Origin of the sequence: Pseudomonas sp. HS6 (genome assembly GCF_023375815.1) — a bacterium.
GTDB lineage: Bacteria > Pseudomonadota > Gammaproteobacteria > Pseudomonadales > Pseudomonadaceae > Aquipseudomonas.
This window is the reverse complement of the sequence record NZ_CP067412.1, coordinates 3,503,727-3,519,737: the sequence shown is the minus strand read 5'-3', so window position 1 is coordinate 3,519,737 and position 16,011 is coordinate 3,503,727. Positions and strand designations below refer to the sequence as shown.

11 protein-coding genes are annotated in these 16,011 nt (G+C 60.1%); 10 read left to right on the top strand and 1 reads right to left on the bottom strand.

Going from position 1 to position 16,011, the window contains the following annotated elements:
• The first annotated feature begins 31 nt into the window (after positions 1 to 31).
• Positions 32 to 4,768 (top strand): RHS repeat domain-containing protein, encoded by a 4,737-nt coding sequence (locus tag JJN09_RS15910; protein ID WP_249482579.1) that lies wholly within the window; start codon positions 32 to 34, stop codon positions 4,766 to 4,768.
• Positions 4,769 to 4,791: 23 nt separating this feature from the next.
• Here JJN09_RS15910 and queG read toward each other — a convergent pair whose 3' ends face one another.
• Positions 4,792 to 5,862 carry a tRNA epoxyqueuosine(34) reductase QueG gene (queG, locus tag JJN09_RS15905; RefSeq protein ID WP_249482578.1) on the bottom strand — a complete coding sequence of 357 codons (1,071 nt, stop codon included), beginning with the start codon at positions 5,860 to 5,862 and terminating at the stop codon, positions 4,792 to 4,794.
• A 63-nt stretch (positions 5,863 to 5,925) separates the two neighbouring features.
• Between queG and JJN09_RS15900 the strand changes: the two genes are divergently transcribed.
• The 9 genes from JJN09_RS15900 (at position 5,926) to hflC (ending at position 16,001) form a co-directional block, all read left to right on the top strand.
• Positions 5,926 to 7,425 (top strand): NAD(P)H-hydrate dehydratase, encoded by a 1,500-nt coding sequence (locus tag JJN09_RS15900; RefSeq protein ID WP_249482577.1) that lies wholly within the window; start codon positions 5,926 to 5,928, stop codon positions 7,423 to 7,425.
• Complete coding sequence (gene tsaE / locus JJN09_RS15895; protein WP_096819821.1) at positions 7,413 to 7,883, top strand: tRNA (adenosine(37)-N6)-threonylcarbamoyltransferase complex ATPase subunit type 1 TsaE; 471 nt, start codon at positions 7,413 to 7,415, stop codon at positions 7,881 to 7,883. Before JJN09_RS15900 ends, tsaE begins: the two co-directional genes overlap by 13 nt.
• Positions 7,884 to 9,320, top strand: coding sequence for an N-acetylmuramoyl-L-alanine amidase (locus JJN09_RS15890; protein WP_302851888.1), 1,437 nt, complete (start codon positions 7,884 to 7,886; stop codon positions 9,318 to 9,320). It begins immediately after the preceding gene.
• Between the two features lie 5 nt (positions 9,321 to 9,325).
• Complete coding sequence (gene mutL, locus JJN09_RS15885) at positions 9,326 to 11,227, top strand: DNA mismatch repair endonuclease MutL (protein WP_249490815.1); 1,902 nt, start codon at positions 9,326 to 9,328, stop codon at positions 11,225 to 11,227.
• Entirely contained in the window at positions 11,227 to 12,198 is a 972-nt protein-coding gene (gene miaA, locus JJN09_RS15880; RefSeq protein ID WP_249482576.1) for a tRNA (adenosine(37)-N6)-dimethylallyltransferase MiaA, read from the top strand. Before mutL ends, miaA begins: the two co-directional genes overlap by 1 nt.
• Before the next feature lie 93 nt (positions 12,199 to 12,291).
• On the top strand, positions 12,292 to 12,552 hold the full coding sequence (hfq, locus tag JJN09_RS15875; RefSeq protein WP_007902656.1) for an RNA chaperone Hfq: 261 nt from the start codon (positions 12,292 to 12,294) through the stop codon (positions 12,550 to 12,552).
• A 12-nt stretch (positions 12,553 to 12,564) separates the two neighbouring features.
• Positions 12,565 to 13,866: a ribosome rescue GTPase HflX gene (hflX, locus tag JJN09_RS15870; RefSeq protein ID WP_249482575.1), complete on the top strand. Its 1,302-nt coding sequence runs from the start codon at positions 12,565 to 12,567 to the stop codon at positions 13,864 to 13,866.
• Positions 13,867 to 13,962: 96 nt separating this feature from the next.
• Positions 13,963 to 15,132, top strand: coding sequence for an FtsH protease activity modulator HflK (gene hflK, locus JJN09_RS15865; RefSeq protein WP_085685164.1), 1,170 nt, complete (start codon positions 13,963 to 13,965; stop codon positions 15,130 to 15,132).
• Positions 15,132 to 16,001, top strand: coding sequence for a protease modulator HflC (hflC, locus tag JJN09_RS15860; protein WP_007950723.1), 870 nt, complete (start codon positions 15,132 to 15,134; stop codon positions 15,999 to 16,001). The genes hflK and hflC overlap by 1 nt, the downstream gene beginning before the upstream one ends.
• The last annotated feature ends 10 nt before the right edge of the window (positions 16,002 to 16,011 follow it).

The following is a 16,011-nucleotide window of genomic DNA, read 5'->3' as shown; positions in this document are numbered from 1 at the left end:
ATTATTTCCAGGCACAATAAGGAAGCTGTATATGGAGAACCCTTCTCCGGGCTCTGTGCATTCCAATGCATTCAATTTTGGCGAGTTTGTGAGGGGCGGTGTTGATCCTCGTACTGGCTTGTATACCTGTTCTTTATCTTTGGGCACTGCCCGCTCTGCGGACCTCAACGGGCCTTCGTTCGGACTTGCTCTGAGTTTCAATCCACTCGATAGCCGAAACACCGGCTACGGTTTGGGCTGGTCGCTGGCCACGACCCATTACGACACAATCAGCAAGATGATGACCTTGTCCGGAGGCGAGCGTTACAAGGCCGTCGAAACGGCCATGGGTCTTCAGTTCAGGGAAATGAAGCTGGAAAGCGTCAAGGTCGTGAAAACTGCTACTGGGCGCTTTGATGTTCGTTACAAGGACGGGCATCGGGAGGAACTGACGGTGCAGGGTGGCAGCTCAGTCGCCGTTCCTACCCGGATCGTGGCAGCCAACGGCGTGGCCATCACGTTGATTTACAAAGTGGTCAATCAATACCCGGAGCTGATCGAGGTCAAAGATGACCAACGAACGTTGCTGAAAATCACACGCAAGGCAACGCAGGTCACGTTGATTCAGAACCCGGACGCGACATCCAGAGCCGACTTCACCATGACGCTCAACAGTAATGATCGGGTTGTTGCGATCAGTCTGCCCGAGGGCAGGGGCTGGGAGCTCGAATATTCGCTCATCGATGAAATCGGTTACCTGAAACGGGTCGTGACGCCGCTGGGGGCCGTCGAAATCATTCGCTACAAGGAGCAAGGTCATCTGCTGCCTTCCGGCGAATCTGCTGCGACAGTGACGCTGCCCCATGTGATGTCCCATGATATTTATCCCGGGCACGGGCAACCGAAGGTGAGCAAGACTTACACGTTTTCGGATCGTAACTTTCTTGGGCATGGCTTGACGGTGGAGTCGTCCCACGATGGCGATCCGCTCTACTCTGCACCCTGGAATTACCGGTATGTGTCCGAGGAGCGTTTGTTGGTCGACGCCAAGGTACACAGTCACATCAAGCGGACATTCAACAAGTTTCACTTGTTAGTGGAGCAGGTCACGACGTGTGGGGAAGCGGTGACTTCGCAAAGCACCGAGTATCACCTTGCGCCAGGAAAATCTTTCAACGAACAACCGGCGCAGTTTCGCCTGCCCCGGACCCAGACTCTGAAGTACGAGAACCGCCTCACCAAAAAGCTGCGTCAGGAAACATCGGTCACCGAGTTCGATTCGGTGGGCAACCTGCTCAGGCAGGTGGGACCCGACGGTGTCACGACGCTGTCCGAATTTTATCCATCGGCCGGGGAGGCGGATTGCCCGGCGGATCCTTTCGGTTTTGTGCGGTTCGAGAAACAACGAACGGTCGTGGCCGCCTACGGTGGCGGGGCTTCGACTTGCACCCGTTTTCGATATGCCCTGCACTCGCCCCTACAGGGGGCGTCGCTGGCAAGCGTTGTGATTGTCGAAGAGCAGTTTTTCGAGAAAGTGGAGGGCAACGAGATCCTTCGTTCGAAAGTCGAGTATCGATACTTCGATACACCCGCGGATCCCCTCAGGCATGGCGCCTTGCAAGAGCAACGCGCCATTCGGAACGAACTGACCACCCGTTCGGCATTTACCTATCGACTGGAGGGGACTCGCCTTCATCTGACCACTACCGTTCATGGGTTCGACAATGCCCAGCAAACCACCAGGCAAGTCCTCTCGACACTCAGTGGATTGAAAATGTCCGAAACCGGGGCGGACGCTGATCGAGTCGATTACGAGTACGACGCCATTGGCCGCTGCCTGAGCAAGACCCTCTTCCCGAACACCGCCAACGCCGTCTCGACGACCTGGGGCTATCAGATTGCAGGCGGTGCATCGCCCGCAACAATGACGGTCACGGACCCGGCGGGGGGCGTCCAAAGAGTCAGTTACGACGGGTTGGGGCGTGTGATCGGCATCCAGGAGCTTGATTGCGATCACGCCGATGAGGCAGTGCCGCAAGAAAGTCTGATGCGCGCGGTCTACTCCGCACTTCATGACAAGGCGGGGCATCGGGTGGAGGAGACGCGCACAGACTGGTGGGGCGGCATTGCCTGTCCGGCCCGTACTCGACTGGTCTATGACAGTTGGGGGCAGGTCAAGCAAATGCACTATGCCGACGGTCGCGTAGAGCATCGCGAGGTCGATCCAGTCTCGCTCCAGGAGACGCAGTGGCAGGAGGGAATGGGGAAGGCCGTGACGCTTTTCAATGCTTTCGGCAAGCCGAAAAGTATTGAGATGCTCGACCAGAAGGGTACGAGCCTGGGCAAGTCGTTCTTTGAACATGACGGGTACGGCAGAACCCACAGTCAGACCGATCCGGACGGCAACAAGACCTTTTACCGATACGACGTTTTTGATCGATTGATTCGCAGCGAGTTGCCGGATGGGCATGCGGTCGAGACTGAATATGCCGATCACAGCGCCGAAGAGTTGCCGGTAAGGATCAAGGCTGGCGATCTGGAGCTGGGTCGCCAGGTATTCGACGGACTGGGTCGCCTGACTGCAAGTTCGGTCGGTGGTCGTACCTCCACAACGAGCTATGAAACGGGTTCCAGCCTGGCCAAATGGCAAATGGGCGCTGACGGGAAAAAGGTCGAATTCGCCCGGCCTCAGGGGCTCGGCGGCCGGGTGGTCGAGCGCAAGGCCGACGGACTGCTCTCCCTCGTCACCTATGACGCTGTGCATGGCAAGCCTGAAACCTGCAACGAGCAGGGGCGCGAACATCGTTTCGACTATTACCCTTCCGGGCGCTTGAAGTCCGAAATGACTGTGTACGGTGAGCACCGCCAGACGACGTCCCATACCTGGTCGCTCGGTGGCCGGCCGCTGGCCTTCATTGATGGACAGGGTAACGAACACAAGACCGAATATGACAAATGGGGGCGCAAGGCCGCTTTCACCCACGGCACTTTGCGGGCCGAATACGCCTACAACGCCGCAGGTCTGCTGGAGCGGGTCGATGCCTGGGATGCATCGACAACCCAGCGCATGAAGACCCATCTGGCCTATGACGATATCGGGCGTGAAACCACCCGTCGATTTGAAGTCGAAGGCCTGGAGAGCCAGACGCTGACGTCGAGCTACACCCCGTCCGGCAAGCTGGCGCAGAAAGTCCTGAAGCGCGGTATTCAAGTACTGCGCGATGAGCACTTCGCTTATGACGTGCGCGGGCGACTGAGTCATTACGCGTGCGAAGGTTCGCAGCGGCCACGGGATCCCTATGGCAAGGAAATCGTCGAGCAGACGTTCACCTTCGATGCGCTGGACAACATCCTCACACTGCAAACCCGATTCCCTCAGGGTGTCAATCTGACGACGTTCAGCTACAGCGTGATCGATCCCGCTCAGCTCACGGAGGTCAGTCATTCCCACGCGGATTATCCGCAACCGGTCACCCTGCAATATGACGCCAATGGGCGGATGATCAAGGATGACCAGGGTCGCATGCTGGCGTACGACGCGCTTGGACGGCTGATGGGGGTCAGCAATGCGCAAGGACAAGTGGTGCGGGGTCACCACTACGACGGTTTCGACCGCCTGGTCGAGCTGTCGCAACCCGGCAGTGCGGATACTCAACGTTACTATCACTGCGGTCGCGTCATCAACGAAGTACGTTGCGGCGATTCGCGCAGTGTCGTGCGACATGGAGGCCTGCTGTTGGGACAGCGCCAAGGCGGACTGGATGCAGGCGGGCGGATGTTCGGCACGGATCAGCAACAAAGTGTGCTGACGCTACTGCAGAATGGCCAGCTTGCAGACATCGCCTATAGCCCGTATGGGCATCGGGAAGCCGAAGGCGGATTCTTCAGTCTGCCGGGCTTCAGCGGCGAACAGCTCGATCCAGTCACCGGTCTCTACCTGCTGGGCAGCGGCTACAGGGCCTACAGTCCGACGCTGATGCGTTTTCTGTCTCCCGACAGCCTGAGTCCGTTCGGTGCTGGTGGCTTGAATGCCTACGCATATTGCCTGGGGGACCCGGTCAATCGTGTAGACCCCACCGGGCATTTTTCATGGCAGTCGATTGTCGGTATCGCATTGGGGGTTGTCGGAATTGCCGCGAGTATTGTGACCTTGGGGGGCGCGACACCTCTGGCGTTGCTCGCCATGGGGCTGGGCATCGCCTCGGGGGTGACGGGTATTGCCGGAGAGCTGGTCAATGAACGGGCTCCAGGGTCAGAAGCGGCATCGATACTCGGCTGGATCAGCCTGGGACTGGGCTTGGCTTCGGCGGGGGCGGGCTGGTTGGCTGCCCGGCAAATCATCACGCGGGGTGGGCGGATGCTGGGCAAAAACTTCAATGGACTTGCCGATGAGCCGGTCATTGAATACTACAAAAAAGGCAAGAAGACCGGAGCGACTGGCGCAAGGAATGCAGAACCGCCAGCCCCCCCTCCACGCTGGACTTTGACCGAGGACTACGCAGCGAACGATTACCTTCCCAATGGCAGACTGGGCAATGTTCCAAGGGCTAAATATGAGGAGTTCAGAGTCGATATCGCGACCAACAATAAATCGCCGATCGACGCTTCGAAAAACTATCCCGGGAGCAAATACGATCCTTATCCCAATTATGCCAATGCCAGGCCATTCAAAGGCTACGAGCACGCTCATACTCGATTGTCACAAGAGCATCGTGTGTTTTTCCTGACCAACAATGACATCCGACACGTCATCATAAAACAGATCGGATCGCATGATCCCGCATGGTAACCGATTCGTGGATTACAACCGCGTCAAGCGTCGCGTGCCGAATGTTGGCTCAGCGCCCACTCCACATGCTCCCTGACCAGCTCTGACGGATAATCCCGTCGCGCCTTCAACGCTTCCAGCACCGGAATCGTTGAAGGCGCATTGCCCAGCCCCACCGCCAGATTCCTTAACCAGCGCTCATACCCGGCACGCCGCAATGGCGATCCTTCAGTGCTGCTCAAAAACTTCTCTTCATCCCACAGAAACAGCTCCGCCAGTTCGGCGTTGTCGAGGTTGTGCCGTGGCTTGAAATCGCTTTCGCCGGACGGGCGGGCGAAGCGGTTCCACGGGCAGCAGATCTGGCAATCGTCGCAGCCGAACACCCGATTGCCGATCAGCGGTCGCAGGTCTTCGGGGATGGCGCTCTTCAGTTCGATGGTCAGGTAGGAAATGCAGCGTCGCGCGTCCAGCACATATGGGCCGACGAAGGCGTTGGTCGGGCAGATGTCGAGGCACGCGGTGCAGCGTCCGCAATGCTCGGTGCTGTGGGGTTCGTCCACCGGCAGGGGCAGGTCGACGAACAGTTCGCTGAGAAAAAAATAACTGCCGGCCTTGCGATTGAGGACCAGAGTATTTTTGCCGATCCAGCCCAGGCCTGCCTGTTCGGCGATGGCTTTTTCCAGCACCGGCGCGCTGTCGACGAAGGCTCGGAAACCAAACGGGCCGATCTCGGATTGAATCTTGTCCGCCAGTTGTTGCACGCGTTTACGGATCAATTTGTGATAATCGCGGCCCAAGGCATAACGCGAGATGTAGGCCTTTTCCGGCTTGGCCAGCAATTGCGCCATTTGCGTGTCGCCCGGCAGGTAGTCCATGCGCAGGGACACCACACGCAAGGTGCCCGGCACCAGCTCTTCGGGGTGCGAGCGTTTGCTGCCGTGGGCGCCCATGTAATCCATTTCGCCGTGGTAGCCGGCCTCGAGCCAGCGTTGCAGATGCTGCTCATGCTCGGCCAGGTCCAGACCGCTGATGCCGACTTGCTGGAAGCCCAGTTCGCGGCCCCAGTCCTTGATGGATTGGGCGAGGGCGGGAAGATCTGTGGTGATGGCGGACATGAGGCGAGAGAAACCGGAGCTGAGGTGCGTATAATTCTGCCAGACATCGGAGCCCGAAGACGCATGCCGCACACTAAAGATCAATTACCCGACGCGCTGTACCGCGCCGCGCAGGTGCGGGCGCTTGACGCACGGCTGATTGCTGCCGGCACGCCGGGCTTCGAATTGATGCAGCGAGCCGCCCATGCGACATGGCGCGAACTGGTGCGCCAATGGCCTTCTGCGAATGAATTGACGGTGTTGGCCGGGCACGGCAACAACGCCGGCGATGGTTATCTGATCGCTGCAATGGCCCACCGTGCGGGTTGGGCGGTGCAGGTGCTGGCCGTCGTCGACCCGCAACGCTTGCTGGGCGATGCGGCTTTGGCACATGCCGAAGCGGTGGCCGAAGGCGTTGCGATTGCTGCGTGGACTGCTTCCAGTGAGTTGCACGGAATTCTTGTCGACGCGCTGCTTGGCACCGGTTTGAGCGGTGAAGTGCGTGAGCCGTATGCATCTGCCATCGCAGCCATCAATGCCAGCAGTCTGCCGGTGGTGGCGGTCGATGTCCCTTCCGGTTTGTGTGCCGATACCGGCCATGTGCTGGGCAGGGCGGTGTGCGCTGACCTGACCGTGACCTTCATCGGGCTGAAGCTCGGCCTGTTGACCGGGGACGCGGCGGATCACGTCGGTGAACTGCTGTTTAACGATCTGCAAGCGCCTGCCGAAACCTACAGTGACATTGCTGTCGCCGCCTGCCGGCTCAACGTCGGTAATCTGCCGCGACTGCCTGCCCGGGCATTGGCTGCGCACAAAGGGCGTTTCGGCCATGTCCTGCTGATCGGTGGCGATCACGGCTTTGGCGGGGCGATTCTGCTCAGCACTGAAAGCGCGTTGCGCAGCGGAGCCGGGATGGTTTCGCTGGCGACTCGGCCAGAACATGTCCCGGCGGCATTGAGCCGGGTTCCGGAAGCCATGGCGTTGGGCACTTCGTCGGCCAATCAACTGATGGGGCTGCTGGGAAAGGTGTCCGTATTGGTGGTCGGCCCGGGGCTTGGACAGGCGAGTTGGGGCAGGGCGCTGCTGTCGGCCGCCGCCAATGCGCCGCTGCCGCAAGTATGGGATGCCGATGCGTTGAATCTGTTGGCCTCCGGTTTCGTCACTCTGCCCAAGAATTGCGTGATCACACCGCATCCGGGGGAGGCGGCGCGTTTGCTGAAGATCAGCACCGCCGAGGTGCAGGCCGATCGTCCGGCGGCGGCGCTGGCGTTGAGCAAAAAATATACAGCGGTAGTGGTGCTCAAGGGCGCGGGCAGCCTGATCGCTCATCCCGACGGGCGTCTGGCGTTGTGTCACCAGGGCCATCCGGCCATGGCCACTGCGGGCCTCGGTGATGTGCTGGCCGGTCTGGTCGGTGCGTTGCTGGCTCAGGGCATGAATGCGTTCGACGCGGCTTGCCTGGCGGTCTGGCTGCACGCCAATGCCGGGGCGCAACAAGGTAAATTCGGCCGTGGGCTGGCGGCCAGTGATCTGATTCCAGCCATTCGTCAGTTGTTGGAGGAGCATGCACCGTGTCTGAAGTAACCCTGTACCTGGCCGATGAACAGGCGATGAGCGACTTTGGCGCACGGATCGCCCGCGTGACCGGGGGGCATGGCCTGATCTTTCTCGAAGGTAACCTCGGGATGGGTAAAACTACGCTGTCGCGGGGGATCATTCGCGGGCTGGGGCACGTTGGCGCAGTGAAAAGTCCGACCTTCACGCTGGTCGAGCCCTACGAGATCGGTGACATCCGCGCCTTCCACTTTGATCTGTATCGCCTGGTCGATCCGGAAGAACTGGAGTTTCTGGGCATTCGCGACTATTTCGAAGACGACGCCCTGTGCCTGATCGAGTGGCCCGATAAAGGTGCAGGCTTTTTGCCAAAGCCTGACCTGACCATTACCATTAGCCCGCAAGACAGCGGGCGTTCGCTGACTATTTTGTCCCAGGGCTCGCGTGGCGAGGCCTGGTGTGCCGCTTTGGCATTGGAAACCAATTAAATGATGGGGTTAGGTATGCGCTTTCGCGCGTTGGTGGCTGCCGCTGGACTGATGTTGATGGCAGTAACCGTCAACGCTGTGGCCGAGACGAAGGTCAACAGCGTGCGCCTCTGGCGGGCGCCGGACAACACGCGTCTGGTGTTCGACCTGACCGGTCCGGTGCAACACAGCGTTTTCACCCTCACGGCACCGGATCGACTAGTGATCGACATCAATGGCGCTACCCTCGGCGCGCCTTTGAAAGTCTCCACCGCCAATACGCCGATCACTGCGATGCGCTCGGCCCAGCGTACGCCGACCGACCTGCGGGTGGTCATCGACCTGAAAAAAGCCGTCACCCCGAAAAGCTTCTCGCTGGCGCCGAACGCACAGTATGGCAACCGTCTGGTGGTCGATCTGTTCGATAACGCGGCCGATGCCGCGCCGCCGCCAACACCTGCGCCGACGCCGACGGTCGCGACCGTTCCGGCCGTGCCGGTTACCCCGACAGAACCTGCGATCAAACTGCCGCCGGCCCCGGCCGGCAAGCGCGACATCATTGTGGTGATCGATGCCGGCCACGGCGGCGAAGACCCGGGTGCGTCCGGTTCGCGCGGTCAGCGCGAGAAAGACGTGGTGCTGCAGATCGCCCGTGAGTTGCAGCGTCAGGTCAACGGCATGAAAGGCTTCCGCGCCGAACTGACCCGTACCGGCGACTACTTCATCCCGCTGCGTGGCCGTACCGAGATCGCTCGCAAAAAGGGCGCCGATCTGTTCGTCTCGATCCACGCCGACGCCGCGCCGTCTGCGGCGGCCTTCGGGGCTTCGGTGTTTGCATTGTCTGACCGTGGCGCCACCTCGGAAACCGCCCGTTGGCTGGCCGACAGCGAAAACCGTTCTGACTTGATCGGCGGTGCCGGCAACGTCAGCCTCGACGACAAGGACCGGATGCTCGCCGGCGTTCTGCTCGACTTGTCGATGACCGCCTCTCTGACCTCCAGCCTCAACGTCGGCCAGAAAGTCCTGACCAACATCGGCCGTGTCACGCCGTTGCACAAACAGCGTGTGGAGCAGGCCGGGTTCATGGTGCTGAAGTCGCCCGATATTCCGTCGATCCTGGTAGAAACCGGCTTCATCTCCAACGCCAACGAAGCGAACAAGCTCTCGGCCTCGAGCCACCAGCAGGCGCTGGCGCGTTCGATCAGCAGCGGCGTGCGTCAGTTCTTCCAGCAGAACCCGCCACCGGGCACTTACATTGCCTGGCTGCGTGATTCGGGCAAGATCGCCCAGGGGCCACGTGATCACCGCGTCAGCCCGGGCGAGACCCTGGCGATGATTGCCGTACGTTATCAGGTGTCGCCGGCCACGTTGCGCAGTGCCAACAACCTCAGCAGCGATGAGCTGAAGATTGGTCAGCACCTGACCATTCCCGGCACCGAACTGGCGTCCAAAGAATGAATCAGGTGTTGAACGCTGCCCGCATCGAACTGCTCAGCCCACGGCTGGCGAACCAGATCGCCGCCGGCGAGGTGGTTGAGCGCCCGGCCTCGGTGATCAAGGAATTGCTGGAAAACAGCCTCGACTCCGGCGCCAAACGCATCGACGTCGATGTCGAGCAGGGCGGCGTCAAGCTGCTGCGGGTGCGCGACGACGGCAGCGGCATTTCCGCCGATGACCTGCCGCTGGCGCTGGCCCGTCACGCCACCAGCAAGATCCGCAACCTTGAAGACCTCGAGCAGGTGATGAGCCTGGGCTTCCGGGGCGAGGCACTGGCGTCGATCAGCTCCGTGGCGCGCCTGACCCTGACGTCGCGTACCCGCGATGCCGATCAGGCCTGGCAGGTCGAGACCGAAGGTCGTGACATGGCGCCTCGCGTGCAGCCAGCGGCGCACCCGGTCGGCACCTCGGTGGAAGTCCGTGACCTGTTTTTCAACACCCCGGCGCGGCGCAAATTCCTCAAGACCGAAAAGACCGAATTCGATCACCTGCAAGAAGTGATCAAGCGCCTGGCGCTGGCGCGTTTCGACGTGGCGTTCCATCTGCGCCACAACGGCAAGACCATCCTCAGCCTGCACGAGGCTCACGATGACGCGGCTCGCGCCCGGCGTGTGGCGGCGATCTGCGGTTCGGGTTTCCTCGAGCAGGCGTTGCCGATCGAGATCGAGCGCAACGGCCTGCATCTGTGGGGTTGGGTCGGTCTGCCGACGTTCAACCGCAGTCAGGCGGACTTGCAGTATTTCTTCGTCAACGGCCGTGCGGTGCGCGACAAACTGGTGGCCCACGCGGTGCGTCAGGCTTATCGAGACGTGCTGTTCAACGGCCGGCATCCGACGTTCGCGCTGTTTTTCGAGGTCGATCCGGCAGCGGTCGACGTCAACGTGCACCCGACCAAACACGAAGTGCGCTTCCGTGACGGACGCATGGTGCATGACTTCCTCTATGGCACCTTGCATCGCGCTCTGGGCGATGTGCGGCCGGAAGACCAGTTGGCCGGTTCGGTCACCACCGCGATCGTGCGGCCAACCGGCCTCGAAGCGGGCGAATTCGGTCCGCAGGGCGAAATGCGTCTGGCCGCCAATGCGCTGCTGGAGCCGCCGCAGGCACAACCGACGTTCAATACCTCGCCGGGCGCGAGCACTGGCGGCACTTATCAGTATCAATACACGCCGCGTCCGCAATCAGCGGTGCCGCCGGCCGCCGAGGCTCAGGCCGCGTACCGCGAGTTTTTCGCGCCGCTGCCCGAGGCGAATGCCAACGCGCTGCCGGCCGGTCAGGAAGATATTCCACCGCTGGGTTACGCGCTGGCGCAGCTCAAGGGCATTTATATTCTGTCCGAGAACGCCCAAGGCCTGGTTTTGGTGGACATGCACGCCGCTCACGAGCGGATCATGTACGAACGCCTGAAGATCGCCATGGCCAGCGAAGGCCTGAGCGGCCAGCCGTTGTTGGTGCCGGAATCGCTGGCAGTCAGTCAGCGTGAGGCCGATTGCGCCGAAGAGCATGCGGCGTGGTTCCAGCGTCTCGGGTTCGAATTGCAGCGTCTGGGCCCGGAAACCCTGGCGATCCGGCAGATTCCGGCCCTGCTCAAACAGGCCGAAGCCAACCGTCTGGTGGGCGACGTATTGTCTGACCTGATGGAGTACGGCACCAGCGACCGGATCCAGGCACATTTGAATGAACTGCTCGGCACTATGGCCTGTCACGGCGCGATCCGCGCCAACCGCCGCCTGGCCTTGCCGGAAATGAACGGCCTGCTGCGCGACATGGAAAACACCGAGCGCAGCGGTCAATGCAACCATGGCCGACCGACCTGGACCCAATTGGGCCTGGACGATCTGGACAAACTGTTCCTGCGCGGTCGTTGATGAACCAGCTTCCTCCAGCGATTTTCCTGATGGGCCCGACCGCTGCGGGCAAGACCGACCTGGCCATCGAGCTGACCAAGGTGCTGCCGTGCGAGTTGATCAGCGTCGACTCGGCGCTGGTCTACCGCGGCATGGACATTGGCACGGCCAAGCCGTCCAAAGAACTGTTGGCTGAGTATCCTCATCGGCTGATCGACATCCTTGATCCGGCCGAGAGCTATTCGGCAGCCGATTTTCGCCGCGATGCGTTGCAGGCGATGGCCGAAATCACCGAACGGGGAAAAATCCCGCTGCTGGTTGGTGGCACGATGCTTTATTACAAGGCTTTGGTCGAAGGTCTGGCGGATATGCCGGCGGCGGATCCCGAGATTCGCGCGCAGATCGAGGAAGAGGCTGCACGCCTTGGCTGGCAAGCTCTGCACGATCAACTGGCGGCCATCGATCCGGAGTCAGCGGCGCGTATTCATCCGAACGATCCGCAGCGCCTGAGTCGTGCGCTGGAAGTCTATCGGGTCAGCGGTCAGAGCATGACTGAACTGCGGCTGAAACAATCTGAACAAAGTACCCAAGCTGCGGCATCGGGACTGCAACAATTGCCCTATACTGTCGCGAACTTGGCCATTGCTCCGGCAAATCGTCAGGTACTGCACGACCGCATTAAACAAAGATTCACAAATATGCTGGAACAGGGGTTCATTGACGAGGTCGTAGCCCTGCGTAATAGAAGTGACCTGCATGCCGGGTTGCCGTCTATACGTGCGGTAGGCTATCGCCAAGTCTGGGATTACCTGGATGGCAAGCTGACGTCGGCCGAAATGCAGGAGCGGGGCATCATTGCCACGCGCCAATTGGCCAAACGCCAGTTTACCTGGCTGCGCAGCTGGGACGATTTACACTGGCTCGACAGTCTGGATTGCGACAATCTGCCACGCGCCTTGAAATACCTTGGGACCATCTCCATATTGAGCTGAGTCCTTGCAATTGCCGTCTATCCTTGGGGGTGTGGCGGCAAAAGCCATCTGATTACCTATTTTTTATATTGAATCCTTAAAGGAGTGCGGCACATGTCAAAAGGGCATTCGCTACAAGACCCTTACTTGAATACTTTACGTAAAGAGAAAGTTGGGGTTTCCATCTACCTGGTCAACGGTATCAAACTGCAAGGTACGATCGAGTCGTTCGACCAGTTCGTTATCCTGCTGAAGAACACCGTCAGCCAGATGGTTTACAAACACGCTATCTCTACAGTCGTGCCGGTTCGTCCAATTCGTCTGCCAAGCGCAACCGAATCCGAAGCAGGTGACGCTGAGCCAGGTAACGCCTGATAGGAGTCTCCTTTGTTCTTTGAGCGCCACGGTGGTGGTGAGCGAGTCATCCTCGTTCACTTGGATGGACAGGACCCTGAGGCGCGCGAAGATCCGCAGGAGTTTCAGGAGTTGGCAAATTCGGCCGGCGCCGAGACCGTTGCGTTTTTTAACGTGCCGCGTCATCGGCCAACGGCCAAATTCCTGATTGGCAGCGGCAAGGTCGAGGAGTTGCGCGACCTGGTTCACGCCGAAGAAGCCGATCTGGTGATCTTCAATCACGTCCTCACGCCCAGTCAGGAACGTAACCTCGAACGTGTTTTCGAGTGTCGCGTGATCGACCGTACCGGTCTGATTCTCGATATTTTCGCCCAGCGCGCCCGTACCCATGAAGGCAAGCTCCAGGTAGAACTGGCTCAGCTTGACCACATGAGCACCCGGCTGGTTCGCGGCTGGACTCACCTTGAGCGTCAGGGTGGCGGTATCGGCATGCGTGGCCCGGGTGAAACCCAGCTCGAAACCGACCGACGACTGCTGCGGGTTCGCCTGCGCCAGATCAAGGGACGGCTGGAAAAAGTGCGCAGCCAGCGCGAACAGTCGCGTCGCGGCCGTTCACGTGCGGATATCCCTACCGTGTCTCTGGTGGGCTATACCAACGCCGGCAAATCCACGCTCTTCAATAACGTGACGAAATCCGACGTGTACGCGGCGGACCAGTTGTTCGCCACGCTGGACCCGACCCTGCGCCGTCTGGAACTGGACGACCTGGGGCCGATTGTCCTGGCCGACACTGTGGGTTTCATTCGTCATTTGCCGCACAAGCTGGTCGAGGCATTTCGGTCTACGCTCGAAGAGTCGAGCAATTCCGACCTGCTGTTGCACGTGATCGATGCGGCCGAACCGGATCGCATGTTGCAGATCGAGCAGGTGATGGTGGTGCTGGGCGAGATTGGTGCCCAGGACTTGCCGATCCTCGAGGTCTATAACAAACTCGATTTGCTTGAAGGCGTTGAGCCACAAATCCAGCGTGACGAAAACGGCAGGCCTCAACGGGTCTGGCTGTCGGCACGTGATGGCAGTGGCCTGGAGTTGCTTGAGCAAGCCATTGCCGAATTGCTGGGCAGTGATTTGTTTGTCGGAACCTTGCGTTTGCCCCAGCGGTTTGCGCGTCTGCGTGCACAGTTCTTCGAGCTGGGCGCGGTACAGAAAGAAGAATACGACGAAGAAGGTGTCAGCTTGCTGGCCGTTCGATTGCCGCGCTCGGAGCTCAATCGACTGGTCAGTCGTGAAGGCGTTGTGCCGACGGAGTTCATCGAGCAACACACTTTGCAATAAAAGCCTGAAAAAGCGGTTGTGCCGCAACGGCAGGCATTCTGTAGCATTGGTCGGCGCGCCGTGGGTGCGTCTTTGCTTTATCAGATGGAGAGCGCTATGGCTTGGAATGAGCCGGGTGGCAACTCGAACAATCAGGATCCTTGGGGTGGCAAGCGTCGTAATAACGGCGACCGCAAGGGACCACCAGATCTCGACGAGGCCTTCCGAAAGCTGCAGGAAAGCCTGAACGGGTTGTTCGGTGGTGGTAAGAAACGCGGTGACGATGGCGGTGGTTCGGGCAAGAGTGGCGGCTTCGGCGGCCTGCTCGGCATCGGCCTTGTCGTGCTGGCGGCCGTGTGGCTGTACAGCGCGGTGTACGTGGTGGACGAGCAGGAGCAAGCCGTGGTGCTGCGCTTCGGCAAGTACTACGAGACCGTCGGACCGGGCCTGAACATCTACTTCCCGCCGATCGACAAGAAGTACATGGAAAACGTCACGCGTGAGCGTGCCTATACCAAGCAGGGCCAGATGCTGACCGAAGACGAGAACATCGTCGAAGTGCCGCTGACCGTGCAGTACAAGATCAGCAACCTGCAAGACTTCGTGCTGAACGTCGACCAGCCGGAAATCAGCCTGCAACATGCGACCGACAGTGCGTTGCGCCATGTGGTGGGTTCCACCGCGATGGACCAGGTGCTGACCGAAGGTCGTGAGTTGATGGCCAGCGAGATCAAGGAGCGTCTGCAACGCTTCCTCGATACCTATCGCACCGGTATCACCGTCACTCAGGTCAACGTACAGAGCGCAGCCGCACCGCGTGAAGTGCAGGAAGCCTTCGATGACGTGATCCGTGCCCGTGAAGACGAGCAGCGTTCGCGCAACCAGGCTGAAACCTACGCCAACGGCGTGGTGCCGGAAGCCCGTGGTCAGGCCCAGCGCATTCTGGAAGATGCCAACGGTTACCGTGATGAAACGGTCTCCCGCGCCAAGGGTGAGGCAGATCGCTTCACCAAGCTGGTTGCCGAGTATCGCAAGGCGCCCGAGGTCACTCGTCAGCGTCTGTACCTGGACACCATGCAGGAAGTCTTCAGCAGCACCAGCAAGGTGCTCGTGACCGGCAACAAGAACGGCCAGAGCAACCTGCTTTACCTGCCGCTGGACAAAATGATTCAGAACAGTTCAGGCAGCAATGCACCGGTCACCGGTTCGGCTGCCGCCAGCAACAACACGGACGTCACGCCGCATGTCACTGACCTGCCGCAGTCGCGTACAAGGGAGACCCGCTGATGAGCAATAAATCGCTGATCGCCCTGATCGTTGGCGTTGTCGTGGTACTGGTTGGCTGGAACTGCTTCTACATCGTGGCTCAGACCGAGCGTGCGGTGTTGCTGCAGTTCGGTCGCGTGGTTCAGGCTGATGTTCAGCCGGGTCTGCACGTGAAAGTGCCTTACGTTAACCAGGTGCGTAAATTCGACGCACGTCTGATGACGCTGGATGCACCGACACAACGCTTCCTGACGCTGGAAAAGAAGGCCGTGATGGTCGATGCCTACGCCAAGTGGCGCGTGAAAGATGCCGAGCGCTTCTACACCGCGACTTCCGGCCTCAAGCAGATCGCCGACGAGCGTCTGTCCCGTCGTCTGGAATCGGGCCTGCGTGACCAGTTCGGTAAACGTACCCTGCACGAAGTGGTGTCCGGTGAGCGCGATGCGCTGATGGCTGATATCACGGCGTCGCTGAACAAGATGGCGGAAAAAGAGCTGGGTATCGAAGTAGTCGATGTCCGGGTCAAGGCCATCGACCTGCCGAAAGAAGTGAACCGCAGCGTGTTTGAACGTATGAGCACCGAGCGTGAGCGTGAAGCCCGCGAGCACCGCGCCAAGGGTAACGAGCTGGCCGAAGGCATCCGTGCCGACGCCGATCGTCAACGCCGCGTGCTGCTGGCTGAAGCCTATCGTGAATCCGAAGAGATTCGCGGTGACGGTGACGCCCAGGCCGCTGCGATCTACTCCAAGGCCTACGGGCAGGATCAGGAATTCTACGGTTTCTACCGTAGCCTGCGTGCCTACCGTGAAAGCTTCGCGAACAAATCCGACGTCCTGGTCCTCGACCCAAGCAGCGACTTCTTCCGTTACCTGGAAAAGTCCAAGCCTTGATACGACGTTG